Below are 22,623 nucleotides of genomic sequence, written 5' to 3'. Positions count from 1 at the left end.
ACTGAACCTTTTTCATCCTTGGGCGACCCTGTGGTTTTGAAGGACGGCGATGGCCTTGACCAGGTGGCCGGCCTTGCTGGGGCTGCACCGGAGTTTCCGGAGGATGCGCCAGCTTTTCAGCTGGGCGTTCGCACGCTCGCCTGGTCCGCGGAGCTTGGCGTGGGACCGGTTGGCCCGCTTCTGTGATTCGGGCTTGTTCTTGCCTTTGTACGGAGTGATCACCATCTCGGCTTCCGCCCCCTGATAGGCCTTGTCGGCCAGGGTGATGATCCCGGCCTTGTCCAGTTCGCGCAGGATGCCCCAGATCCGGGCGGCGGTCAGGTCGTGCGTCTTGCCCGGCAGCGCGCCGGACGTCCACACGATGGTGCCGTCGGGACCGGCGATGACCTGGATGTTCATGCCGTGTACCCGGTGCTTGCCGGAGAAGTACGGGCGGTCGGCCTTCACCCGGTCGGTGCGGATGAGGGTGCCGTCCAGAACCAGGTGGTGCAGCCCGTCCTTCTTGGCCTTGCGTAACGCCGCCGTCAGTTTGGGCGAGCGCGCGGACAGCAGCGCGACGGTTTCCTCCACATACCGCCACGCGGTGGCCGCCGACACCCCGAAACCCGTCCCGACCTCGGTGAACGTCTCGCCTTTGCGCAGGTAGACCAGGACCAGAAGGGCCTGCTGCCCGGGGTTGAGCCGCCGCCAGGCCGAGCCGATCGCCTTACGCCGCCTGCGGATCAGTCCGGCCACGTAGTTGAGCGTTGAACGCGACAAATCGACGGCGGCACGATAGAACAGCACCGAAGCTCCTGGTTGTGACGGGTTTGGTTGTGGTGATCAACCCATCTACCAGGAGCTTTCTACGTCGTCAGGAGAACACCGGCTCCGCGATCACGTTGTGATCGGCAGGCCGCCTATATGAGGTTGAAAAACGTTCACTGGTGGGCACGTGAAGCCTCTGATTTATGAAGTTGATCTCTAGTCAAGACCACTTCTATCAGGGGCTTTACGCTTTTCGATCATCGGGCTGCGGCATCCACCGGTATGCCGCGGCACGACTCGGGCAACGCCCGCACTACCTACAGCCACGAACCGTTACAGACAACGGCTCATTGACCTTGACGAGGTTGCGCTGTGCGTACGACCTCTTCGGGAGTTTCCCGTTCGTCAGATGGAGGCAGGAACACGACCTGGGGTGCCGAGCGAGATTTCTTGGGGTTGGGGTGAAACGTCGCGGTGAGTTCTGACATGTGGTGAGGCAAAGGGATCCCTTTGGAAGGGCGTGAAGTGGGGCAATTTGAGCGGAAGCGGCGGTTTGAGGATATTTATCGGGCTCACTATCCGGCTCTGTTGGGGTATGTCCGGCGGCGTACAGACTCGGCGGACGATGCGGCGGATGTGCTGGCTGAGGCGTTCATGACAGCTTGGCGACGGCTGGAAGACGTGCCGCCGGATGCGGAGGCGCGGCTCTGGTTGTACGGCGTCGCGCGGCGGGTGCTGGCCAATCATCACCGGGATACGGGGCGCAGGAGCGCGCTGGCGCTGAAGCTCCGGGCCGAGTTGGTCTCCTGCGCGGAGGCGGCCGTCGAGCAGGATCCGAGTGCGGTGCGAACGGCGTTCGGGCGGCTGAGTTCGGCGGACCGGGAGTTGCTGGGCCTGGTGGGCTGGGAAGGGCTGACCGCGAGCGAGATCGCCAAGGTGCTGGGGCGGCCGCCGAGTGTGGTGCGGCTGCGGCTGCATCGGGCGCGGAAGCGCCTCGCCAAGGAACTCGACTCGGCAGAACTTGATCTGTCTGCTTACGGCTCACGGGCCGTGTCCCTCGCGAAAGGAGAGTCATGACAAGGGACATCGATCGGCTGGTCACGGGGATCGCCGTGACGACTGATCAAGAGCTGGGGATGACCCAGGGTGCGCTGGATCTCTTCGAGGAGATCACGGCGGTTCCGGTGCCGGAGCGGCGGCGGATCCGGTCGAAGGTCGTTCTGGCGCTCGCCGTGGGGGTGGCGGTGACGCTGGGGGTGAGCTGGGTGCCCGGTACGGCCGCGGCGCTGGACGTGGTACGCGACGGGGGCTATTACGTCATCACGGTCAAAGACCTCTTCGCCGATCCCGAGCGGTACCAGGAGCAGCTGCGGGCGCTCGGGCTCAACATCCGGCTGGAGCTCAAGCCCGCGACCCCGGGGCAGGAGGGGACCATGCTGCCGATGCATGACGACACTGCCGTCGACGGGATCAAGACCATCGAAGGGCCGGGTGACTGCCTGGGCCGGGGAAGCTGCACGATCGGGCTGAAGGTGCCGGTCGGATACCGGGAGGAGGTCACGATCGTGCTGGCGCGCAAGGCTCTTCCCAGCGAGAGCTACCAGGTGATCGCACCGATCCACGCCTCAGGCCAGCCCCTGCACTGCGTACCTTTCGTGGGGAAGACCGTCGACGCAGTGCGTGCGCTGTTGGCGGCCCGCGGCGTGACCACCGTGAAGTTCGCCCGCCCCGACCGCACCCAGAAGCCGACACCAGGCTCCTGGTACGTCCACGACGGCGTCATGTCAGCGCCTGGCGAGGCACTTCTCCTGGTCAGCCCCACGCTGGAGCGCCCGGACGTGCCCGGCCCTGTCTCAAACATGGACCCCTGTTCCTGAAGCGCCCCCGTGGCTGACTCAAAATTCGGCCTGAAAGTCGCAGGTCTTAGGGCCGCAACCGTTGGTACGACCAGCGCCTCCCGCCGGCCCGGTCCTCGAGGTAGAGCATTCCGGTCAGTACGGCGAGCAGTGCGGCCAACTGGGCCAGGCCGAGGGCGATCCCGGCCGGGATCGTGGCGAGTACCGCCACGGCGGCCGCGGCCCGGAACCGGACGGGCCCGATGCGCAACACCAGCCGGAATGCGACGTCGGAGAGGAGGTACACGGCTAGTCCGGCCGCTAGCAGGGCCGCCTGCGGAAGTTCGAGGTGCCCGGAGGCATGGCCGACCGCCTTCTTGATGCCGGCCGCCACCGCGACGATGCCGAGGAGCAGCCCGAGGTAGGCCCAGCCGTAGGCGTTGAATGCGGCCCGGGCCCGCTGGCGCGGCTCGACCGCCTCCAGCGCCGACTCGGCCCGCTCGTCGTCGCCGAAGTAGATCCACCACATCAGGTACGCGATCGACAGGCTGAGCACGCCGACCACGACCAGCGGCAGGTCCAGCTCAACCCCGGCGGCCCCCGCCCCGATGACGACCAACGACTCACCGAGAGCGACGATGATGATGAGCCCGTGCCGTTCGACGAAGTGCGACGGCGAGATGATGAACCTGTCGACCGGATCGATATACGGCGAGGCCCGTTGAATCAGGACCGCCAGGATCCACAGGCCCCACCGCCACCCGCCCGGGGTGAACCCGCCGACAAGGATGATCGTCGCGCTCAGCAGGTTCAGCGGTGCCAGCGTCCGGAACGCCCGGACCATCCCGGGTCCACCGGCCAGCGCGAACAGTCCGGTGTGGACAGCGTTGGCCACGAAGTACCCGAGCCCGAACGCCCACCCGGCCGAGGTGAACGCGGCCGGGATCGCCTGCGCCATGATCAGGAAGCCGGCCATCCCGACCAGCATGAGGGCCCGGCGGCCCGGGCTGTTCGGCACGATCGCGTTGGTCAGCCAGGCGTACGCGCTGTACATCCACATGATGGTCGCGAGCATCAGGACCGCCTCGGCGGTCCCGGCCCAGGTCAGATGGTTGGCCAGCGTGGCGGTCAGCTGGGTGGCGGCGAACACGAAGACCAGGTCGAAGAACAGCTCGAGCGTGCTCACGCGGGCCACGGGCGGGGAGGGGACTGCCACGTCGCAACTTTAATCCTGGCAGCGCAGGGTCGGGGAGGTCGGTTCAGAGGAGGTCGAGGCCTGCGGCGACGACGCTGTCGGTGTCGAGGCCGTGGTAGCGGTACACCGATTCCAGGTCCCCGGACTGGCCGAACCGGGTGACGCCGAGGTGGATGGCGCGGATCTGGTTGATCCCGGCGAGGAAGGCGAGGGTGTGTGGGTGCCCGTCCAGGAGGGTGACGAGCGGCGCGGCCCGGCGGGCGGGGAAGGCGGCGTCGAGGATCCACGTCTCGGCGGCGCCGCGGCCGGCGCGGGCCTGGACGGCGTCGAAGAGCAGGCCGGGGCTCGTCACGCAGACGACGTCGACGGGGGTGCCGAGCGATTCGAGCCGTTCGGCGGCGGCGAGGGCTTCGGGCACGGTCGCGCCCATCGCGGCGATCGTCAGCGCGGGGGTGTCGGCGTCGGCCCGGCGGAGTAGGTAGGCGCCCGCGACGACCTGGCGGCGGCGTCGTTCCCGGGCGGCCGGGTCGGCGGGGACCGCGGCGAGTGACTGCTCGACCGGGCGGGTGGACAGCCGTAGGTAGGCCGAGCTGCCGTCGGGGCGACCGAGGCGGGCGAGGGAGGCGAGCAGGGTCCATTCGGTGTCGAGGGCGAACGCGGGTTCGTACGTGATGCAGCCGGGTTGTTCCAGCCCGACGGACGGGGTGGTGATCGACTGGTGTGCCCCGCCCTCGGGGGCCAGGGTGACCCCGGAGGGGGTACCGACCAGGATCGACTGCCCGCCCGCGTAGATCCCGAACGACCAGGGTTCCAGGGCGCGTTCGACGAACGGGTCGTAGAGCACCCCGATCGGCAGCAGCGGCTGGCCCCAGCGGGACCAGGTGGCGCCGAGCTCGCCGAGCGCGCCGACGAGGTTGCCCTCGGCGATGCCGAGCTCGATGTGCTGCCCGGTCGGGCGTTCCCGCCAGTGCAGGATCGTCTCGGGGTCGTCCTCGAACCAGTTCTGGCGCTCGTCGGGTGACCAGACGCCGACCTTGTTCACCCAGCCGCCCAGGTTCGTCGACGACGACACGTCGGGGCACAGCGTCACGATCCGGCGGGCGGCGTCGGGGGCGGAGCGGGTCAGGTCGAGCAATGCCCGGCCGAGCGCGGCCTGGGTGGTGGCCTTCCCGGCAGGGGTGCGGCCGATGTCGGCCGGTAGCGCGGGCGCCGGGACAGGGTCGATCGGGTCACGGCGCAGCCGCTGTGCCGTGACCGTGCACAGCCGCGCTGCCTCGGTGCCCTCCGCGAAGGGCTCCCACGGATTCTCCAGCGAGGTCCCGCACCGGGCGGCGAGATCGCGCATCTGCTCCTCGGACAGCAGCGAGGAGTGATTCTGCGGGTGTCCTTCGGAGGGGAGCCCGAAGCCCTTGACCGTGTAGGCGAAGATCACGGTGGGCCGGGTGTCGTCGATCGCGGCGAAGGCGTCTCCGATCGCGCGCAGGTCGTGCCCGCCGAGGTTGCGGATCGCGGCGTGCAGCGTGGCGTCGTCCAGGGAGGCGACGAGGGAGGCCGGCACGCCGGCGTCGTCGCCGGTGCCGGGCAGCCGTTCGCGCAGCTGGGCGAGGGTGCAGCGGAGCAGCCGCTGGTACTCGGGATTGGGCATCTCGTCGATGCGGCGGCGCAGGTGCTCCCCGCCGGGCCGGGTGAACAGCTCCTCCAGCAGGTGGCCGTACTTGACGGTGAGGACCTGCCAGCCCGCGGCGTCGAACATGCCCTGCAATCGCGGGGCGCCGATGTCGGGCACGACCCGGTCCAGGGACTGCCGGTTCAAATCGACGATCCACACGACCTCGCCGAGTTCGGCGACCATCGGGTCGCAGATAGCCTCCCACACCGCGCCCTCGTCGAGCTCGGCGTCCCCGACCAGCGAGTACTGGCGGCCTGTCCCGGCCTGGTCACCCAGGGTGGAGACGTAGCGGCGCGCGAGCGCACCCCAGATCGGCGCCGTGGCGCCGATCCCGACCGAGCCGGTGGAGTAGTCGACCGGATCCGGGTCCTTCGACCGCGAAGGGTAGGACTGCAACCCGCCGAAGGACCGCAATGTCGTCAGGTAGGACTGGTCCAGGGTACCGAGCACGTAGTTGATCGCGTGCAGCACCGGGGAGGCATGCGGTTTGACCGAGACCCGGTCGCCGGCCCGCAGTTGCTCGAACCACAGCGCGGTCATGATCGTGGTCATCGACGCCGACGAAGCCTGGTGCCCGCCGACCTTCAGCCCGGTCGGGTTGGGCCGCACCCGGTTCGCATGGTCGACGATCGCGGTCGACAGCCACAGCACCCGCTGCTCGATCGTGCGCAGCGTCTCCAGGTGCCCGATGGCGTGTTCCGTGCTGATGTCGGCGGTCAACGGGGAATCCTTCCAGGAAGGCAAGCGGTGCGCTCCATTAGAGAGTCCCTGAACAGCTATGTCAACATTCCCGTTGACATAGCTGGTCTCATCGCTGGGTGACGAGCGACAGCGTCCGCCCCCTGTCTCCAGGTACGTCAACGACTGTGTTGACACTTCGGCGAGGCACTGCCTACAGTCGGGCCGGCGAGCAGAGGTGCGGCGACGCGCCCGTAAGAGCGGATACGAACGGAGGCGGCAGTGAGCGAGACAGTCCTGCCGGACAACCCACCCGATCTCGACGACCTGCTGTCGCCCGAGGCGATCGACCGGCCGTTCCAGTACTACCGGCGGCTCCGGGAGACCCGCTCCGTCTACTGGAACAAGCGGTGGAACGGCTGGATCGTCACCGGATACCCGGAGGTCGTCGAAGGCTTCCGGAACCACACGAAACTGTCCTCGGACCGCTTCTCGGGTCCGTTCGGAGAGGACCTCAGCGAGGCGTCGTCCCAGTACCAGCAGCTCTTCAGACTGCTGTCGCAGATCTTCGTGTGGAAGGATCCGCCGTACCACACCCGGATGCGCAAGCTGGTCAACAAGGCCTTCACCCCGCGCAGCGTCGAGGTGCTCCGGCCGCGGATCCAGGAGCTCGTCAGCTCGCTCATCGAGCCGATGCGGGGACAGCGGGAGGTCGACTTCTTCGCCCGCTTCGCGTTCACCCTCCCGGTGGTGGTCATCGCGGAGTACCTGGGCGTACCCGCCGAGGCCCGGGAGTCGGTGCGGAAGTGGTCCGAGGACCTGGGGGCGGTGATCTTCGTACGGGGCAACGACACCGACCGGATGCGCAAGGGCGAGCAGGCGATGCACGATCTCGCCGAGTTCCTCAAGCCGGTCATCGCCGAGCGGCGGCGGGATCCCCGGGAGGACCTGATCTCGGGCATGCTGCAGGCCGCGGACGGCGGCGACGCGTTCACCGACGACGAGGTGGTCGCAAACGCGATCTTGATGGTGTTCGCCGGCCACGAGACGACGATGAACCTGCTGGCCAATGGCATGGTCGCGTTCGACCAGTTCCCCGACCAGTGGGCCCGGCTGCGCGCGGACCCCACGCTGGCGCGCTCCGCCGCGGACGAGGTGCTGCGCTTCGACGGGCCGATCCGGGCCCAGGCCCGCTGGGCGAAGGAGCCGCTGGAGCTGGCCGGCCAGCGGATCGAGGCCGGTGACCGGGTGCTGCTCGTGCAGCACGCCGCCAACCGCGATCCCGCCGGTTTCACCGACCCGGAACGGCTCGACATCGCGCGCAGGCCGAACAAGCACACCGCGTTCGGCCAGGGGATCCACACCTGCCTCGGGGCCCCGCTCGCCCGGCTGGAGGCGGAGGAGGCGTTCCGCGGCCTGTCGCAGGCGTTCCCCCGCTACACGATCCACGAGCAGGAGCTGCGTTACGCGCCGACGGTGGTCTCCCGCAGCCTCACCCAGCTGCACGTCACCTTCCACGAGTCATGACAGCCGCCGAGGTCGACCACGACAGATGCGCCGGGGTCGGCATGTGCGTGCAGCACGCCCCGGGCGCGTTCGACTTCGACGACGAGGGGCAGGCGGTCTTCCTGCCGTCCGGGCAGTGGACCGAGAGCGAGCTGCGTGAGGCCGCGTACGCCTGCCCGATGGAGGCGATCTCCCTGGTCGGCGACGTGAAGGACGACACCTGAGGGCGGTGCGTGCTACCTCGCCGACGGCTTGTGCCGCCTGAGCTCGTCCACCGCCTTGCCGACCTCGAGCTCGGGGTCCAGTACGGCGGCGCCCCGCAACGCGCCTGCCAGGATCTCGACGAGCGCCTCGACGAGGGAGTCGATGGCGTAGGGCCGGCCGGTCTGCAGCAGGGTGACGGTCAGCTGGTCCGAGGCACCGCCAAAGGTCCGCCACATCAGGCGCAGCGCGGGATGGTCGGGATCCAGGTCGAGCAGCCGGCAGGCCCAGGTGATGGTGTCCCACCTGGTGAGCTCGAACGCGTCGGACGCCTCGTGCCCGACGGCGTTGCGGGCGAGGATCACGTTGAGCGCGAGTTCCCTGTTCTCGATGAGATAGGTGAAGTGGTGGTGCAGCATCTGGCGCACCTGCACGCCGGGCTCGGCCTCGTGATCGGTGTCGTGCGCGGCCTCGAGCCGGCGCGTCGCCTCGGCCAGCGCCTCCAGGTAGATGCCGCGCTTGTTCTGGAAATGGTGGAACAGCAGACCGGCCGCGACGCCGGCGGTGTCGGTGATCTCTGCGGCGGTGACCTCGTCGTAGGACCGGCGGGAGAAGTGGGAAAGGGCGGCCTCGAGAAGCTTGCGCCTGCTCTCCTCGGCCGAGGCCTGGCGCCGCGAGATGCGGGGGTTAGGCGGCTCGGGGGTCTCCACGGCGTCTCCCGCTGCTCGGCGGCTACCTGTCACGGTTCGACGATAGCCGCGAGTACCCCGCTCAGCGTCCGCTGGGGGACACTGTCGCGTCCCAGGTGTCCGCCGTGATCCCCTCCGCGCGGAGCTTGTACTTCTCGATCCGCTCGGTCTGGGTCCTGGGGAGGGACGCGACGACCCGGACGTAGCGCGGAAGCTGGAACAAGGCCATCCGCTCGCGGCAGAACTCCAGCAGCGCGGCGGGGTCGAACTCGCCACTCGCCTCGGGCACCACGGCGATCATGATCTCTTCCTCGCCGAGCGGCGAGGGGACCCCGTACGCGGCGCAGTCCGCTACCGACGGGTGCTTGCGCACGACGGACTCGACGTCCCAGCTCGACACCATCTCACCCCGGCGGCGCATGGCGTCCTTCTTGCGGTCGACGTAGAAGAGGTAGCCCTCCTCGTCCAGGTAGCCGAGGTCGCCGGTGTGGAACCAGCTGTTGCGGATCGCGGCGACCGTCGCGGCCGGGTTGCCGAAGTACTCCAGCATCATCGTGTGGGCGATCTTCGGCCGGGTGGCGATCTCGCCGACCGTCCCGGCGGGGACGAGCCGGTCGTCCTCGTCCAGAATCGCGACCTCCGCACTGGCGCTGGCCTGCCCGCCCGATCCGCGCAGGTGCGCGGGCGCCGGGGTGTTGGCGTACGGAAACAGCGTCGGCAGCCCGTTCTCGGTCATCCCGTAGGCGTACACGATCCGCACCCCGAAGCGTTCCTCCCACTGCTCCCAGATCTCCAGCGGCACCGGCACCCCGAAGGCGGCCCGGGCCTGGTGCGCCCGGTCCAGCTCGGACGGCGGCTGGTTCCAGAGAATTTGCGGGATGCCACCGATGATGTTGAACGCGGTGGCGCCGGTGTCGATGATCCGCCGCCAGAAGCCGGACGCGGTGAACGTCGCGTCCAGGGCCAGCGTGGCGCCGGTGGTCCAGGCGGAGAGCACGGAGTAGTTCTGCGCGTTGATGTGGAACAACGGCAGGCACGAGTACAGGGTGTCGGAGCGGTCGTACTCGAGGTTGACGGCCATCTGGTGCGCGGCGGCGACGTACTGTCCGTGCGGGAGCAGGCAGCCCTTGGCCGGACCGGTCGTACCGGAGGTGTAAAGGATGGTCGCCGGGTCTTTGGTGCGCAGGTCCAGCGCCGGCGGCCGGACCGCGGGGTGGTCGAAGAACTCCCGGATGTCGGCGTGCCCGGTGCCGTGGCCGGTCTGGCCGCCGGCCGCGCGCACGACGACGCGCCGTACGCGGGGGAGCTCCGCCAGTACGGCCTGCAGCTGGGGGAGCAGGTCGGCGTCGACGATCACGATGGCGGCCCGGGAGTCGTTCAGGACGTGGACCAGGCCGTCGCCGCGGAGCGCGACGTTGATCGGCACGATCGTCGCGCCGATCTTGATGGCGCCGAACCAGGCGGACAGCCAGTCGGGGGAGTTCCGCATCATGATCGCCACCGCGTCGCCGCGGCCTGCTCCGTCCGCGATCAGGCCTTGGGCGGCACGGTCGGCGAGGGAGTCGATCTCGCCGTAGGACAGGTCGGAACCGCCGAACCGGAGGAACGTCCTGTCGGTGTACCGCTCGGCACGGTCCTCCACGAGTCGGCGGAGATCCCGGTCGGTCTCGACGAGCCGGCGGAGATCCGGGGTGCTGAGCTCAGCCATCGTTAGCCTCTCTGCTCAGTCCCGTGACAGGACTGTGACGACGGAGATGCCGACGGAGTAGCCGCCGACGTTGTGCTGGAGCGCCTTGCCGTGGCGCAGCGAGACCTGCCGGGCGCCGGCCTGCTCGCGCAGCTGCCCGAACAGCTCGACGACCTGGGCCACGCCCGTGGCGCCCACGGGGTGTCCCTTCGCGAGCAGGCCGCCGCTGGGGTTGACCGGGATCCGCCCGTGCAGGGTCGTGTCGCCGGACTCGACGAGCTTGCCCCCGGCGCCCTCCGCGCAGAGCCCGAGATCCTCGTAGGTCATGATCTCGGTGCCGGTGAAGCAGTCGTGCAGCTCGACCGCGTCGAGGTCCCGTGCGGTGATCCCGGCCATCTCGTACGCGCGAGCGGAGGCGAGCCGGGTGCAGTCCCAGCCGGTCATCCGGGTCTTCTCGTGGTAGTAGAGCCCTTCGGTCGCGAGCCCCACCCCGGCGATGTAGACGGGGGAGTCGGTGAACCGGTGCGCGATGTCCGCCCGGCACAGCACGACCGCCGCGGCGCCGTCGGACTGCGGGCAGGAGTCCAGCACGGTGAACGGGGAACAGACCATGGGGCTGTTCAGGACGTCGTCGACGGTGATCGACTGCTGGCGCTGGGCGTTGGGGTTCAGCGCGGCGTTGTCCCAGGCCTTGACCGCGACCATCGCGAGCTGTTCGCGGGTCGTGCCGTACTCGTGCATGTGCCGGGCCGCCTGCGGGGCGAAGATCGTCGCCGCGGTGTTGGCGTAGGAAAGGATGGGATGGCCCATCCGGCCGCTCTCGAGCAGGCTCTCCTTGGTCGGCCGCTCGCGCAGCTTCTCCGCCCCGACGACCACGACGACGTCGTGCACGCCCGAGGCCACGGCCATCGCGCCGATCCGGATCGAGTCGCTGCCGCTCGGACACCCGTTCTCGATCCTGCTCACCGGGAGCCCGGGCAGCCCGATGGCGTTGGCCAGCGTCGCGCCGGACGGGATCTCGTTGCCGCCCAGGCTGCCCATCACGTTGGCGAAGAACCCGGCCTCGATGTCGGCGGGGTCGATCCCCTTGTCGACGCCGGCGAGCGCCGTCCGGTAGGCGTCCGCGGCGAGCTGCTCGAGCCCGCGGTCGAAGTGCTCGCCGAAGGGGGTCATGCCCGCTCCGACGATGGCCACCTTGTTCCTCATGCGACATCCCTCGACTCGGTCTCGCGGGCGGTGCGTGGCGGGACGAACTTCATGGCGTAGACGGGTGCGCCGCCGTCGCCGGTGAACCGGCGGATCCGCAGCTCGACGCCCGCGCCGATCTCCACCTCGTCCGGGCCCATGCCGGACGTCGGCGCCCAGTACCGCGAGCCGTCGTCCAGCTCGGCGAGGACGAGGATCATCTGGTCGCCGAAACCGGTGGGGAGGAACCGGTTGACGATGGACGTGTAGACGCGGCCGGTCCGGCTCAGCGGTGCCGGCGTGAAGCCGTAGCCGTGGCACGACGGGCAGACCGGGCGCTGCGAGGGCGGGAAGACGACGTGGCCGCAGCCGTCGCAGCGGGCGCCCTCCAGCCGGAGCAGCTCCCGCGCGGACCGCCTGAAGAAGGGCGAGCCGCCCGGCAGCGACAGCGGCGGCGACGAGCGGACCTCGATCGGCTCCGGCAACTCCGGGACGGGCCCGGGGAGGGCCGGGAGGAGGGGCCGGGCCCCCGCGTCGACCTCGATGCTCAGCGCGACGGCGCGGCTCGCCGTGGTCGCGACCACGGTGGCCGCCGAACCCGTCGCGGCGGACCCGGCCGCGAGGACGGCCAGGAGCGGACCCGCCACCCCGCGATCCGGGAGGACGGCGGACCGGTCGCTCCCGCAGGCGGCGGCCACCGCCGCGGCGGCCACGCCGGTCACGGCGGCGGGCGGGGGCCCGTCCAGCGCGGCCAGGGCCGCCTTCGCGTGATCGGCGACGTACCGGTCGAGATAACGGCCGTCGCCGATGTGCCGCACGCCATCGCCGTCGGTCCAGTTTCCGTAGACGACGTCGCCGGCGCTGCGCTGGGCCCCTGGTCGTAGCGCCGGCGCGTCGCTGCCGGCCACGAGGACGGCGACGGCCCCCGCCGAGACCCGCTCCCCGTCACCGGACTCCGCCGCGACGAGCAGGACCGAACGCACGCGGCCCGCCTGGACGGCGTTCATGGCCGCGGCGAGCGCCGCCAGTCCGGCGAGCGAGTCGCCGGCGCTGACCGACACCGTGACGCTGGCGTCGAGTCCGGCCGCCTCGCGGACGATCTCGGCCTGCGGGCCGTTGACCAGTTCGGGGCGGGCGAACGCGAGGTGGAGTTCGTCGACGGGTCCTTCGTACCGGGTGAGGCAGTCCTGAGCGGCCTCGATCGCCAGGGTGACGGCGTCCTCGTCGCCGTTGGCGACGAGGACGCGGCGGCGGCCACGGCGGACCGAGAACGACGGCGTGTAGCTGCCTGCCGCAACCACAGCAGGTCTGGATAGAGCGGGCACGATCAACTCATTTCAGTGGCAGGGATCTCGGCGCGGCGAGGAGTCCAGCCCGCTCCGAACGTGTCCGTGGCGGGACGAACCGGGTGCCAGCCAGTTCTCCCGGGACGGTAACGACACTGCGGACCGCTGTCAACAGTGTTGTTGATTGAGCACGTCGAGGCCGCTTCCACCTGTGAAGATACTCGTTGAGTGCTACTCATTGACTTCCACTCAACTAAGTTCTAATTTTGGCCGAAACCGGTTTGTGAAAGCGGGGTCACCGTTGGCCCGCGCTGCACCGGTGATCACCAACAGACGAGGATGTGGGGACGACGATGACTGCCACCCCGAAGTTCGCGCACGTCGTGTTGCAGACGAACCGGGTCGCCGAGATGCGCGACTGGTACCGGACCGTCCTGGGCGCCGACGTCGTTTACGAGAACCCGGGCATGTGCTTCCTGACCTTCGACGAGGAGCACCACCGGATCGCGCTGGTCGGGTCGCCGGCCGAGCCGTGGGTCGAGCGGACGCCGTTCACGGTCGGCCTGCAGCACAGCGCGTTCACCTTCCCCAGCCTCGAGACGCTGCTGGAGAAGTTCGATGACCTCCGCGCCGCCGGGATCGAGCCGCAGGTGCCCATCCAGCACGGCGTGACGACCTCGCTGTACTACCGGGACCCCGACGGAAACACGGTCGAGCTGCAGATCGACAACTTCGCCCAGCCCGAGGACGCGACCGCCTACATGACCGGAGCCGAGTACGGGGCTGACCCCGTCGGCCCCTCGTTCGATCCGCGGAAGATGGCCGAGGCCCTGCGCGCCGGCACCTCCCCTGCGGAGCTCACGACCCGAAGCTGGGCTGTCCACGCCGGCCCGCCCTACGCGGAGCCGATGGCTCGCCTGTTCGCGCCCGCGTGATCAGCGTTTCCGGACTCGGAGTGGTGAGGAGCAGCGTGACATGCGTGTGGTGAGTGTCGAGGGTCGGCTAGCGATGGTCGTCGACGGCCAGGTCGTCGATGTCGAGCGGGCCAGCGGCGGGCGGTTCGACGCCGCCCCCCAGGCGGTCTACGCCCGATGGGAGGAGTTCGTGGCGTGGGCCGCCGAGGAGCGTGGCATGCGATCCGGCCCCGCGCTGCACGAGGTCACCCTGGCCGCTCCGGTTCCGGAGCCCCGGCAGGTCTTCGCGATCGGCCTCAATTACCGTGACCACGTCGCCGAGGGCGGGCTGGAGGCCTCTGACACGACGCCGATGGTCTTCACCAAGTTCCCGTCCTCGGTGGCCGGTCCGTACGATGACGTCCCCCTGCCCCCCGGTTCGGTCGACTTCGAGGCGGAGCTCGTGGTCGTCATCGGCAAGCAGGCCGAACGCGTCCCCGCTGACCGGGCCTGGGAGCATGTCGCCGGGCTGACCGCCGGGCAGGATCTGTCCGAGCGGGAGCTGCAGACGGGGCCCCCGCATCCGCCGCAGTTCAGTCTGGCGAAGTCGTTCCCGAAGTTCGCGCCGATCGGGCCGGCCGTGGTGACCCCGGACGAGTTCGACGACCCCTCCGACCTGGAGATCGGGTGTCACCTCAACGGTGAGCAGATGCAGAAGGCGCGCACCAGCGACATGATCTTCTCGGTCGCGGACATCGTCGCCTACCTGTCCTCGGTGGTCCCGCTCCTGCCGGGTGACCTGATCTTCACCGGCACCCCGTCCGGGGTCGGTTTCGTACGAGACCCGAAACGCCTCATCACACCCGGCGACGTGCTCCTGACCCACGTCGAGGGCATCGGAACGATGAGGCACCACTTCCACGCCGGTCCGGTCCGCTGACCTGACCGTCTTCGGCTGCACTCAATGAGGAGTTGACCCGTGCCCGGCAGTCTTGACGTGCCCGTCCTGATCATCGGTGGCGGAGGCTGCGGCCTCTCCAGCTCGATCTTCCTCTCCGACCACGGGATCGACCATCTGCTGGTGGAGCGTCACCAGTCGACCTCGCTCCTGCCGAAAGCGCATTACCTCAACCAGCGGACCATGGAGATCTTCCGGCAGCACGGCCTGGCGGACGAGGTCTACGCGGTCGGCACGCCGATGGCGAACCTCGGCACCGTCAAGATGGTGACGACGCTGGGCGGTGACGGCCCGCTCGACCGCCGCACCCTGCAGGAGATGGACGCCTTCGGCGGCGGATCCCTCGCCGAGGCCTACGACCGTGACAGCCCAGGACCGTCGACGAACTACCCCCAGCTCCGGCTGGAGCCGCTGCTACGGCGGCATGCCGAGAGTCGCGCACCGGGCAGGATCCGCTTCCACCACGAGCTCGTCACCCTCACCCAGGACGACGACGGGGTCCTCGCGATCATCCGCGATCGAGACGACGACCAGACCTATACGGTGCGGGCCCGGTATCTGATCGCGGCGGACGGCGGCAAGACCGTCGGACCGATGTTCGGGGTGGAGCTGCGGGGCCCCACCGGTCTCGTCGACATGGTCAACCTGCACTTTCGCGCCGACCTGTCGCCCTGGTGGGACGACCGGGCGGTGATCACGTTCTTCAACAACCCGTCGGGCGGCTCCACGTGGGGTGCCGGGGCGATGGCCCAGATGGGGCCGACCTGGGGCAAGCATTCCGAGGAGTGGAGCATCACCTTCGGGTTCCGGCCCGATGACCCGGAGAAGTTCGACGAATCCACGATCATCCCGAAGATCCGGAGCCTGCTCAACGTCCCCGACCTGGACATCATCCCGATCAATCTGAGCCACTGGATCGTCGAGGCCGTGCTCGCCGATCGTTATCGGGTGGGCCGAGTCCTGCTGGCCGGGGATGCCGCCCACCGGCACCCGCCGACCACCGGTCTGGGGTTGAACACCGCCATCCAGGACGCGCACAACCTCGCCTGGAAGCTCGCCGCCGTACTCGACGGGCGGGCCGACGATGCGCTGCTCGGCACGTACGAGGCCGAGCGCAGACCGGTGGGCGCCCGCAACGTCGAATGGGCGATGTTCACCTTCGCCAACCACGCCGTGGTCGACGCCGGGTTCGGGCTCCCGCCGGGAGCGCCGACCGAGATGGTCGAGCAGGCCTACGCCGCGCACTTCTCCGAGACTCCGCACGGGGCGACACTTCGAGCCCGCTTCACGGAGGTCGCCGACACCCAGCGGACGGAGTTCCAGGCCCACGACATCGAGATCGGGTTCGGCTACGAGGCGGGGGCGCTTGTCCCGGACGGCTCCGAGGCGCCGTCTCGTGACCCGATGGGGTTCGCCTATCAGCCCACGACCCGGCCCGGTCACCGGCTTCCGCACGCGTGGCTCGCCCACGACGGGCGGCGACTGTCCACGCACGATCTTGTCGGTGTCCCGGGTGGGTTCGTTCTCCTGACGGGTCCGTCGGGGGCATCCCTCTGGGAATCCGCCGCGTCACGCGCCACAGCCAAATTCGGGGTCCCAGTTTCCACGCTGGTGATCGGAGAGGGCGCGGCCTACATCGATCCGGACGGTGCGTGGGCCCGGTTACGTGAGGTCGCCGACGACGGCGCGATTCTTGTCCGGCCGGACAACCACGTGGCCTGGCGGGCCCACGACTGCGCCGGCGTCGCGGACGACGAGTTGGCCGCCGCGATCGGGACGGTTCTGCACCGCTGACGAACCGCCCATGAGGGCGACGCGGCGACAAGACGCAGACGAGCCAATCGCGAATGACGGAAAGGGAAATTCAAATGTCGAGTCCGGCCAGACCGGCGGTTGCCCGCGCCGCGGAATTACTGCACGCGGGTGACGCGGACCCAGCCCACCTCCTGGGCTTCTTCGACGGCGAAACCGTATTTCAGATGGCCAACGACTCGCCTGTGACAGGTAGAGCCGCCATCGAACGATGGATGGGGGAGTATCTGCGGGGCATTTCTGGAGTCTCGCACGAGCTCCTCGAGACATGGGAACAAGATGATTCCATCGTCACCCTCGTCGAGGTTACATATACGGGGCAGTCGGGTGGTCAAGTCAGGCTACCGGCGATGACGCTGATGCGCTTCTCGGGGGAATACCTGGCAGAGTATCGGATCTTCATGGATCCTTCGCCGGTGCGGAAGCTATCAGGTGCTTTTTCGAACGATTCGTGACAGCCATTGCCGCCCGCAGCGGCCCTGTCGCATGAAAACGATCACCTGGAGAGTCGAATGTCCATGGAACTAGAGCGCACGTTCGAGCCGATCACGATCCGCAAGACGATCATTCCAAATCGCGTCGCAATGGCAGCGCACGAGACGCGATTTGCCAACGGGCCCATAATAACAGACGCTCTCGTCGCCTATCACACGGAAAGGGCGAAGGGCGGTGTTGGCCTGATCATTCTCGAGGCGGCGACGGTACATCCGTCGAGCACGGTGAGCAACAATCCCGCCTGCCTGGCGGCCTACGACGACAGGATCATCGAAGGCTACCAGCGCCTCATGGCGGCAGTTCGGCCTCATGGCACCCGGGTATTTCAACAACTATGGCATGGCGGCCATCATTTCGGGCCCGGTGACGGACGTCCGCCAAGGGGCGTTTCTGCCATTACGAGCCCGATCTTGGGTGTGCCTCCCGTTCCCCTCGACCGGGACGACATCGCCGAGTTGGTCTCGGCATATGCCGGCGCGGCCCGGCGCGTCGCCGCCGGAGGTCTGGACGGCGTCGAGATAGCCGCCGCTCACAGCTATCTGATTCAGCAGTTCCTGTCGCCGATGACCAACACTCGGGACGATGAGTACGGCGGCTCCCTCGAGAACAGGGCACGCTTTCTGGTCGAGGTGCTGCGAGCCGTTCGCGACGCGGTCGGTCCCGATATGGCAGTTGGCGTCCGGGTGGGCGCCGGTGCGGGAAAGGGAGCAGTCCACGAGCTCGAACTGAGCGAGGTGGCGAACAGCCTCGTCGATCACGGCCTGATCGACTATCTGAACGTTTCGCAGGGCGACTTCTTCGGCCCGCATATCGCGATCGGCGGAATGGAGACGAAGGCGGGCTACCAGTTGCCCTCAAGCGGGCAGATCACCGCCTCGGTCACCAGGGTTCCACGCCTGGTCACAGGCCGGTTCCGGGCCCTGGACGAAGTCGAGGAGGTCCTGCGGTCGGGTGCCGCGGACATCGTCAGCATGGTGCGGGCGCATCTTGCCGCTCCCGATATCGTGGAGAAGACGAGAACCGGCCGTCACGGAGAAATCAGGCCGTGTATCGGATGTAATCAGGGCTGCCTCGGGGTCATCTCAGGCACGGACACGCGAACCGGGTGCGTGGTGAATCCGGTCGCCGGATTCGACGATGTGCTGTCCGAAGCGCAGATCGGCCGTACGGCGAATCCTCGGAAGGTTGTCGTCATCGGTGGCGGGCCCGCCGGCCTGGAAGCCGCACGAACCGCGGCAATACGGGGCCATGAAGTTGTTCTTTACGAAGCCGCCCCTCGTGTCGGGGGCGCGCTGAATCTCGCTCGGCGTGCGCCGAATCTCGGTGGAATCTTCGACGTGGTTACCTGGCAGGAGGCCGAACTGGGCCGGCTGGGTGTGGATGTGCGGAAGTCGAGCCCCATCGACGCGGCGGGAGTACTGCGGCAGGATGCCGATTTCGTGATCGTCGCTACTGGGAGCGTTCCCGATAAGTCGGGCGTCCTTATCTCGGCTCCGGGCGAACGTGTAGCGGGCGTCGAAGAATCGCATGTGCTCTCTTCGATGGAACTTCTTAGTGATGACAAGCGCGAACTCGGACGCACGGCGGTCGTGTATGACGACGTCGGCCACTACGAGTCGGTGGCGATTGTCGAGTATCTCCTGGCCCGGGGACTTGACGTCACGGTCGTCACGCGATTCCCGTCCTTCGCTCCGGTAGCCGATCGAACGTTGCGAACTGTTCCGGCGCGGAAGCGTTTCGCTGAATCCGGGAGACGTTTCGACGTCCGGCCGAATGCTCTGCTGACACGTATCTCACCAGGATCCTGCGTCGTGCACTCGGTAGACCACGGTGAAACGGAAGTGGCCGCGGATACCGTCGTGCTCCTCACGCACCGGACAGCGTGCGATGGCCTTTCGGTGGAACTTCGCGCAGCCGACAAGGACGTGCGCCGGGTGGGCGATGCCCTTTCGCCGCGAGATCTGCAGACTGCGATCCGCGAGGGACACCTCGCTGGGAGAAGCATCTCGTGATCGGTGCTTCGTAGTAAGCCATTCCTGTACGCCCAGCGGACACGAGGCCCAATTCGACCGACGAGCACTACGGCCGTGTGCTCGTCGGGAAACCGCTGAACTCGACGTTCCGCTGAACAGGTCCCATCAGTTTCCGAATGAGAATGGAGTACACGTGGCCATCGCCAGCGTCATCGTGTCGGCCGTGCTGATCCTCGCGCTCATCGCCTCCGCCGGAGGCAAGCTGCTCCGGCTGAACCTGCAGATGCAAGTAATGCGCACGGTCGGGGTACCGGAGAACCTGGTGCCGTACCTCGCAGTGATCGAGCTGGTGGGGGCGGGGGGACTGGTGGTCGGCTTCGCTGTGCCCGCCCTCGGGATCGCCGCCGCGATCGGCGTGGTGCTCTACTTCGTCGGCGCTGTCGCGTCCCACCTGCGGGTCGGCGACTGGAGCCTCACCTCGTCCGGCGGAATGCTCGTGCTGAGCATCGCGGCGCTGACGCTCAGCACGCTCACCGCGTGATTCACAGCAGCGCCATGACCTGCTCGCTCGTTCGTAGCTCCGCGGCCGGGCGGTGGGCCACGACGGATCCGGACCGCAGGACGTAGGCCTCCTCGCTGATCGCGAGGGCGGCCATGGCGTTCTGCTCCGCCAGCAGGATCGAGGTGCCCGTCGCGTCGCGGACGTGCCGGAGGCGATCGAAGATGGTTTCCACCATGACGGGTGACAACCCGATCGACGGCTCGTCGAGCATCAGGACGGTGGGGCGGGGCGTCAGCGCCATCGCCACGCTGAGCATCCGTTGCTCGCCGCCGCTGAGCGCGCCCGCTCGCACGTCGACCCGGCCGGCCAGCGCCGGGAACAGGTCGAGCAGCTCCGCGGCCCGCTCATTCCTTGCCCTGCGCCGCAGGCCGCGGCCCGCGAGCAGGAGGTTCTGCCGGACGGAGACACCCGGGAAGACGATGTTCTCCTGCAGTGAGGTGCCGAGCCCGGCCCGGACCCGATGCCACGGCGGCGTGCCGAGCAGCGCTGCCCCGTCGACGGTGACACCTCCGGCGACCGGGGTGATCAAACCGGACACCACCCGCACGAGCGTCGTCTTGCCGGCGCCGTTCGCGCCGAGCAGACAGGTGATCGCACCACTCCGGACGGTGAGATCGACATCGCGGAGGACGCGGGAGGAGCCGTATCCAGCGGTCACCCCCCTCACGACGAGCGCGTCAGGCATGCGCCGCACCTCCGCCGACGTACTCCGACAGCACCGTGGGGTCCGCGAAGACCTCGCCGGGGCTGCCCTGCCGGAGCACCTGGCCGCGTGTCATGAATACGACGTCGTCACACCACATCCGGATTACCTCCACATTGTGTTCGATCACCCCGACCATCGCGCCCCGCTCGCGCAGGGTCCGGATCTCGTTGCCGAAGTGATCAAGGGCGTTAAGGTCGACTCCTGAGCTCGGCTCATCGAGGAACACGACGCGCGGTTCGGTCATCAGGACCCGCCCCAGCGAGACGAGCTTGCGCTCCGCGTACGAGAGCTCTCGGACCCACCGATCGGCGCCGTCGCTGAGGCCGAGCCGATCGAGCACCGCCGTGGCGGCGTCGAGACCCGGCCCCCGCGCCGATCGCCGTCTGCCGCGTCGCGCGACGGGGGCGCTCGCCTCCCGGGCAACGAGCAGGTTCTCCAGGACGGTCATCCCGTCGAAGAGCCGCAGGTCCTGGAAGGTTCGCCCGACTCCGATCCGGGCGATCTCCAGCGGAGAGAGGGAATGGAGGCCGTGCCCGCCCAGCCGCACCGTGCCGCGGTCCGCCTGGACGAACCCGGTCACGACATTGACGACGGTGCTCTTCCCGGCGCCGTTCGGGCCGATCAGCCCCGTCACGCCACCGCCTCGCATCGAGAACGTGCAGCCGTCGAGCGCCTGGACCCCGCCGAAGCTCTTCGAGACGTCCAGCACGTCGAGCGTGCCCCCAGTGGTCATGGTGTTCTCCTCAAGGTGCTCAACCAGGTCGTGAACTGCGAGGTCCGGTCACCGCGGGGCTCGATCCGTACCGACGGTCTCTCCCGGAGCAGGCCGTTGGGCAGCAGGAGCATCGCGAGCACCAGGAGCAGACCGAAGAGGAACTGGGGCAGATGCTGGTCCACGGACCCGCCGAACGACACGTACGCGGGGAGCCGCTGCAGGAGGACGACGATGGCCGCGCCGACGGCGGCACCGGCGAGCCGCGTCTGGCCACCGAGCACGACGATGGTGAGCACCATCACCAGCTGGTCGAGGCCGAAGGAGTGGGGCGACACGAATCCGGCGGTGGCGACATAGAGCGCGCCGCCGATCCCCGCGACGCCGGCCGAGACGGCGAACGCCTGGACGAGCGGCGCCGTCCGCGGGACGCCGTAGGCCGGCGCGGCATGGCGGTTGTCCCGCAGGGCCCGGAGCCGGCGTCCCCACGGGCTCGACGTCAGTGCCCACAGCCCGAGCGCGACCACAGCCAGGACCGGAACCGTCAGAGCGAGCAGTTCGGGCGGGTCGAGCAGCGCCACGCCGCTGACGGTGAGCGGGGGTATCGCGGAGATGCCGTTGGCGCCTCCCGTGAGCCCCCGGAGGTTGGTCACCACATCCTCGAACACGAACTGCGCCGCGAAGGTGACGAGCAGGGCGCTCTCGCCCGCGCCCGCGACAGCGGCGAGCCCGATCACCGCCCCGACCGCCGCGGCGACGACCGGCGCCAGGAGGAACCCGAGCCCTGGGCTCTCGTAGCCGGACGCGATCAGCGCCGCGGTGTATCCGCCGACGCCCATGCACGCGATCTGGGCCACCGAGAACACGCCGCCGTGCCCGAAGACGAGCACCAGTCCCTGCGCGACGACCGTCCAGATGCAGATCGTGAGCAGGACCGCCAGCAGGTAGGTCATGACGCCGCCAGTTGCGTGACCCGCCGGCGCTGGACCTGGCGCACCACGATGCGACGGGTGAGGAACGTGGCGACGATCGCGGTGAACAGCACCGTCCGATCCCATTGGGCGGGCAGTTGCCAGCTGATCAACGCGACGACGATCTGGAGCAGCACGGCGGCCACGACCGGGCGCACCAGCGACTGGTGGCCACCGACCAGCACCGCGCCGAAGGCCACGAGGAACGGCCCGACGCCGATAGCCGGATCGACGCCCGCGACGACACCGGACACGACTCCGGCCGCGCCCGCGAAGACCGCCACCAGGGCGTAGGTCAGTACTTGTGCCGCGGGTTCGTTCACTCCGGTCACCAGAGCGAGTTGCCGGTTCTCGGAGAGCGCCTCGAGGGAGAGGCCGAGCGAGGTCCGCCGCAAGAACGTGAGCAGCGCCGGGATCAGGAGAATCGCCAGTCCGATGGCGGCCAGATCGGCCGCGCTGAAACGGAAGCCGACGATCTCCACCGTGGCCTGCACCCCGGAGAAGGGATAGCGGCGGACGGGCCCGTAGACCCATCCCAGCGTCGCCTGTGCCATCGCGAGCAGTCCGAGCGTCGCGATGAGTACGACGTCCGGATTCGCTCCGCGGCGCAACAGCGGCCGGTGCACCAGCAGGAACAGCAGCGCGGCGTAACCCGCGGCCACGCCGACCCCCAGCACGGCTGAGGGCAGCAGCGGCAGCCCGAGGTCCTGGAACGACACCGACCCATAGCCGGCCACGACGAAGACGGCCGGCAGATGGAAGTCGATGAGGCCGACGACCCGCCAGGCCAGCGCGATCCCGACCGTGAACAGCGCGGCGAGAGCACCGGACGAGAGCCCGTGAGACAGCACAGCGGTCATGAC

21 protein-coding genes are annotated in these 22,623 nt (G+C 68.8%); 10 read left to right on the top strand and 11 right to left on the bottom strand.

Annotation, left to right across the window (positions count from 1 at the left end; all coding sequences use genetic code 11):
* Positions 1–12: 12 nt before the first annotated feature.
* Complete coding sequence (locus Amac_RS46625; protein ID WP_155360873.1) at positions 13–786, bottom strand: transposase family protein; 774 nt, start codon at positions 784–786, stop codon at positions 13–15.
* Positions 787–1,272: 486 nt separating this feature from the next.
* On the opposite strand from Amac_RS46625, the gene Amac_RS46620 reads away from it, so the two are divergent.
* Together Amac_RS46620 and Amac_RS46615 are read left to right on the top strand one after the other, a co-directional pair.
* Complete coding sequence (locus Amac_RS46620) at positions 1,273–1,824, top strand: RNA polymerase sigma factor (protein ID WP_155360872.1); 552 nt, start codon at positions 1,273–1,275, stop codon at positions 1,822–1,824.
* A complete protein-coding gene (locus Amac_RS46615; protein ID WP_155360871.1) occupies positions 1,821–2,624 on the top strand; it encodes a hypothetical protein in 804 nt (267 codons plus the stop codon). Before Amac_RS46620 ends, Amac_RS46615 begins: the two co-directional genes overlap by 4 nt.
* A 46-nt stretch (positions 2,625–2,670) precedes the next feature.
* Here Amac_RS46615 and Amac_RS46610 read toward each other — a convergent pair whose 3' ends face one another.
* A complete protein-coding gene (locus Amac_RS46610) occupies positions 2,671–3,798 on the bottom strand; it encodes a low temperature requirement protein A (protein WP_218041696.1) in 1,128 nt (375 codons plus the stop codon).
* A 43-nt stretch (positions 3,799–3,841) separates the two neighbouring features.
* Entirely contained in the window at positions 3,842–6,166 is a 2,325-nt protein-coding gene (locus tag Amac_RS46605; protein WP_174900309.1) for a thiamine pyrophosphate-binding protein, read from the bottom strand.
* A 240-nt stretch (positions 6,167–6,406) separates the two neighbouring features.
* On the opposite strand from Amac_RS46605, the gene Amac_RS46600 reads away from it, so the two are divergent.
* Together Amac_RS46600 and Amac_RS46595 are read left to right on the top strand one after the other, a co-directional pair.
* A complete protein-coding gene (locus tag Amac_RS46600; RefSeq protein ID WP_155360870.1) occupies positions 6,407–7,651 on the top strand; it encodes a cytochrome P450 in 1,245 nt (414 codons plus the stop codon).
* Positions 7,648–7,854, top strand: coding sequence for a ferredoxin (locus Amac_RS46595; RefSeq protein WP_155360869.1), 207 nt, complete (start codon positions 7,648–7,650; stop codon positions 7,852–7,854). The genes Amac_RS46600 and Amac_RS46595 overlap by 4 nt, the downstream gene beginning before the upstream one ends.
* 12 nt (positions 7,855–7,866) lie before the next feature.
* Here the strand turns inward: Amac_RS46595 and Amac_RS46590 are convergent, their stop codons facing one another.
* From Amac_RS46590 to Amac_RS46575, 4 genes are read right to left on the bottom strand one after another with little or no spacing between them, the layout of a single operon-like run.
* Positions 7,867–8,574: a TetR/AcrR family transcriptional regulator gene (locus Amac_RS46590; RefSeq protein ID WP_170323002.1), complete on the bottom strand. Its 708-nt coding sequence runs from the start codon at positions 8,572–8,574 to the stop codon at positions 7,867–7,869.
* Positions 8,575–8,602: 28 nt separating this feature from the next.
* Complete coding sequence (locus Amac_RS46585; protein WP_155360867.1) at positions 8,603–10,228, bottom strand: AMP-binding protein; 1,626 nt, start codon at positions 10,226–10,228, stop codon at positions 8,603–8,605.
* A gap of 15 nt (positions 10,229–10,243) precedes the next feature.
* Positions 10,244–11,413: a thiolase family protein gene (locus tag Amac_RS46580; protein WP_155360866.1), complete on the bottom strand. Its 1,170-nt coding sequence runs from the start codon at positions 11,411–11,413 to the stop codon at positions 10,244–10,246.
* Positions 11,410–12,717, bottom strand: a complete 1,308-nt coding sequence (locus tag Amac_RS46575; protein ID WP_155360865.1) for a zinc ribbon domain-containing protein — start codon at positions 12,715–12,717, stop codon at positions 11,410–11,412. Before Amac_RS46575 ends, Amac_RS46580 begins: the two co-directional genes overlap by 4 nt.
* A 314-nt stretch (positions 12,718–13,031) precedes the next feature.
* On the opposite strand from Amac_RS46575, the gene Amac_RS46570 reads away from it, so the two are divergent.
* The 6 genes from Amac_RS46570 (at position 13,032) to Amac_RS54165 (ending at position 19,350) form a co-directional block, all read left to right on the top strand.
* On the top strand, positions 13,032–13,613 hold the full coding sequence (locus Amac_RS46570; RefSeq protein ID WP_155360864.1) for a VOC family protein: 582 nt from the start codon (positions 13,032–13,034) through the stop codon (positions 13,611–13,613).
* Between the two features lie 40 nt (positions 13,614–13,653).
* Positions 13,654–14,511, top strand: coding sequence for a fumarylacetoacetate hydrolase family protein (locus tag Amac_RS46565; RefSeq protein ID WP_155360863.1), 858 nt, complete (start codon positions 13,654–13,656; stop codon positions 14,509–14,511).
* Positions 14,512–14,550: 39 nt separating this feature from the next.
* Positions 14,551–16,323 (top strand): FAD-dependent monooxygenase, encoded by a 1,773-nt coding sequence (locus Amac_RS46560; protein WP_174900308.1) that lies wholly within the window; start codon positions 14,551–14,553, stop codon positions 16,321–16,323.
* Between the two features lie 53 nt (positions 16,324–16,376).
* Positions 16,377–16,796 (top strand): nuclear transport factor 2 family protein, encoded by a 420-nt coding sequence (locus Amac_RS46555; protein WP_155360862.1) that lies wholly within the window; start codon positions 16,377–16,379, stop codon positions 16,794–16,796.
* A 57-nt stretch (positions 16,797–16,853) separates the two neighbouring features.
* Positions 16,854–18,848, top strand: coding sequence for an oxidoreductase (locus tag Amac_RS46550; RefSeq protein ID WP_155360861.1), 1,995 nt, complete (start codon positions 16,854–16,856; stop codon positions 18,846–18,848).
* 154 nt (positions 18,849–19,002) lie between these two features.
* Complete coding sequence (locus tag Amac_RS54165; RefSeq protein WP_170323001.1) at positions 19,003–19,350, top strand: DoxX family protein; 348 nt, start codon at positions 19,003–19,005, stop codon at positions 19,348–19,350.
* A gap of 1 nt (position 19,351) precedes the next feature.
* Here Amac_RS54165 and Amac_RS46540 read toward each other — a convergent pair whose 3' ends face one another.
* From Amac_RS46540 to Amac_RS46525, 4 genes are read right to left on the bottom strand one after another with little or no spacing between them, the layout of a single operon-like run.
* Positions 19,352–20,056, bottom strand: coding sequence for an ABC transporter ATP-binding protein (locus Amac_RS46540; protein ID WP_155360859.1), 705 nt, complete (start codon positions 20,054–20,056; stop codon positions 19,352–19,354).
* Positions 20,049–20,810: an ABC transporter ATP-binding protein gene (locus Amac_RS46535; RefSeq protein WP_155360858.1), complete on the bottom strand. Its 762-nt coding sequence runs from the start codon at positions 20,808–20,810 to the stop codon at positions 20,049–20,051. Before Amac_RS46535 ends, Amac_RS46540 begins: the two co-directional genes overlap by 8 nt.
* Positions 20,807–21,742: a branched-chain amino acid ABC transporter permease gene (locus Amac_RS46530; protein ID WP_170323000.1), complete on the bottom strand. Its 936-nt coding sequence runs from the start codon at positions 21,740–21,742 to the stop codon at positions 20,807–20,809. Before Amac_RS46530 ends, Amac_RS46535 begins: the two co-directional genes overlap by 4 nt.
* Positions 21,739–22,620, bottom strand: coding sequence for a branched-chain amino acid ABC transporter permease (locus Amac_RS46525; RefSeq protein WP_155360856.1), 882 nt, complete (start codon positions 22,618–22,620; stop codon positions 21,739–21,741). Before Amac_RS46525 ends, Amac_RS46530 begins: the two co-directional genes overlap by 4 nt.
* Positions 22,621–22,623 lie beyond the last annotated feature (3 nt).

The organism is Acrocarpospora macrocephala (assembly GCF_009687865.1).
GTDB classification, from domain to species: Bacteria; Actinomycetota; Actinomycetes; order Streptosporangiales; family Streptosporangiaceae; genus Acrocarpospora; species Acrocarpospora macrocephala.
This window is presented reverse-complemented; position numbering and strand designations above follow the sequence as displayed.

Coding starts and splice junctions, on each gene's coding strand:
- Amac_RS46530 (WP_170323000.1), bottom strand. CDS start 21,742: ATGACCTACCTGCTGGCGGTCCTGCTCACGATCTGCATCTGGACGGTC.
- Amac_RS46615 (WP_155360871.1), top strand. CDS start 1,821: ATGACAAGGGACATCGATCGGCTGGTCACGGGGATCGCCGTGACGACT.
- Amac_RS46585 (WP_155360867.1), bottom strand. CDS start 10,228: ATGGCTGAGCTCAGCACCCCGGATCTCCGCCGGCTCGTCGAGACCGAC.
- Amac_RS46550 (WP_155360861.1), top strand. CDS start 16,854: ATGTCCATGGAACTAGAGCGCACGTTCGAGCCGATCACGATCCGCAAG.
- Amac_RS46535 (WP_155360858.1), bottom strand. CDS start 20,810: ATGACCACTGGGGGCACGCTCGACGTGCTGGACGTCTCGAAGAGCTTC.
- Amac_RS46525 (WP_155360856.1), bottom strand. CDS start 22,620: ATGACCGCTGTGCTGTCTCACGGGCTCTCGTCCGGTGCTCTCGCCGCG.
- Amac_RS46580 (WP_155360866.1), bottom strand. CDS start 11,413: ATGAGGAACAAGGTGGCCATCGTCGGAGCGGGCATGACCCCCTTCGGC.
- Amac_RS46540 (WP_155360859.1), bottom strand. CDS start 20,056: ATGCCTGACGCGCTCGTCGTGAGGGGGGTGACCGCTGGATACGGCTCC.
- Amac_RS46565 (WP_155360863.1), top strand. CDS start 13,654: ATGCGTGTGGTGAGTGTCGAGGGTCGGCTAGCGATGGTCGTCGACGGC.
- Amac_RS46595 (WP_155360869.1), top strand. CDS start 7,648: ATGACAGCCGCCGAGGTCGACCACGACAGATGCGCCGGGGTCGGCATG.
- Amac_RS46570 (WP_155360864.1), top strand. CDS start 13,032: ATGACTGCCACCCCGAAGTTCGCGCACGTCGTGTTGCAGACGAACCGG.
- Amac_RS46555 (WP_155360862.1), top strand. CDS start 16,377: ATGACGGAAAGGGAAATTCAAATGTCGAGTCCGGCCAGACCGGCGGTT.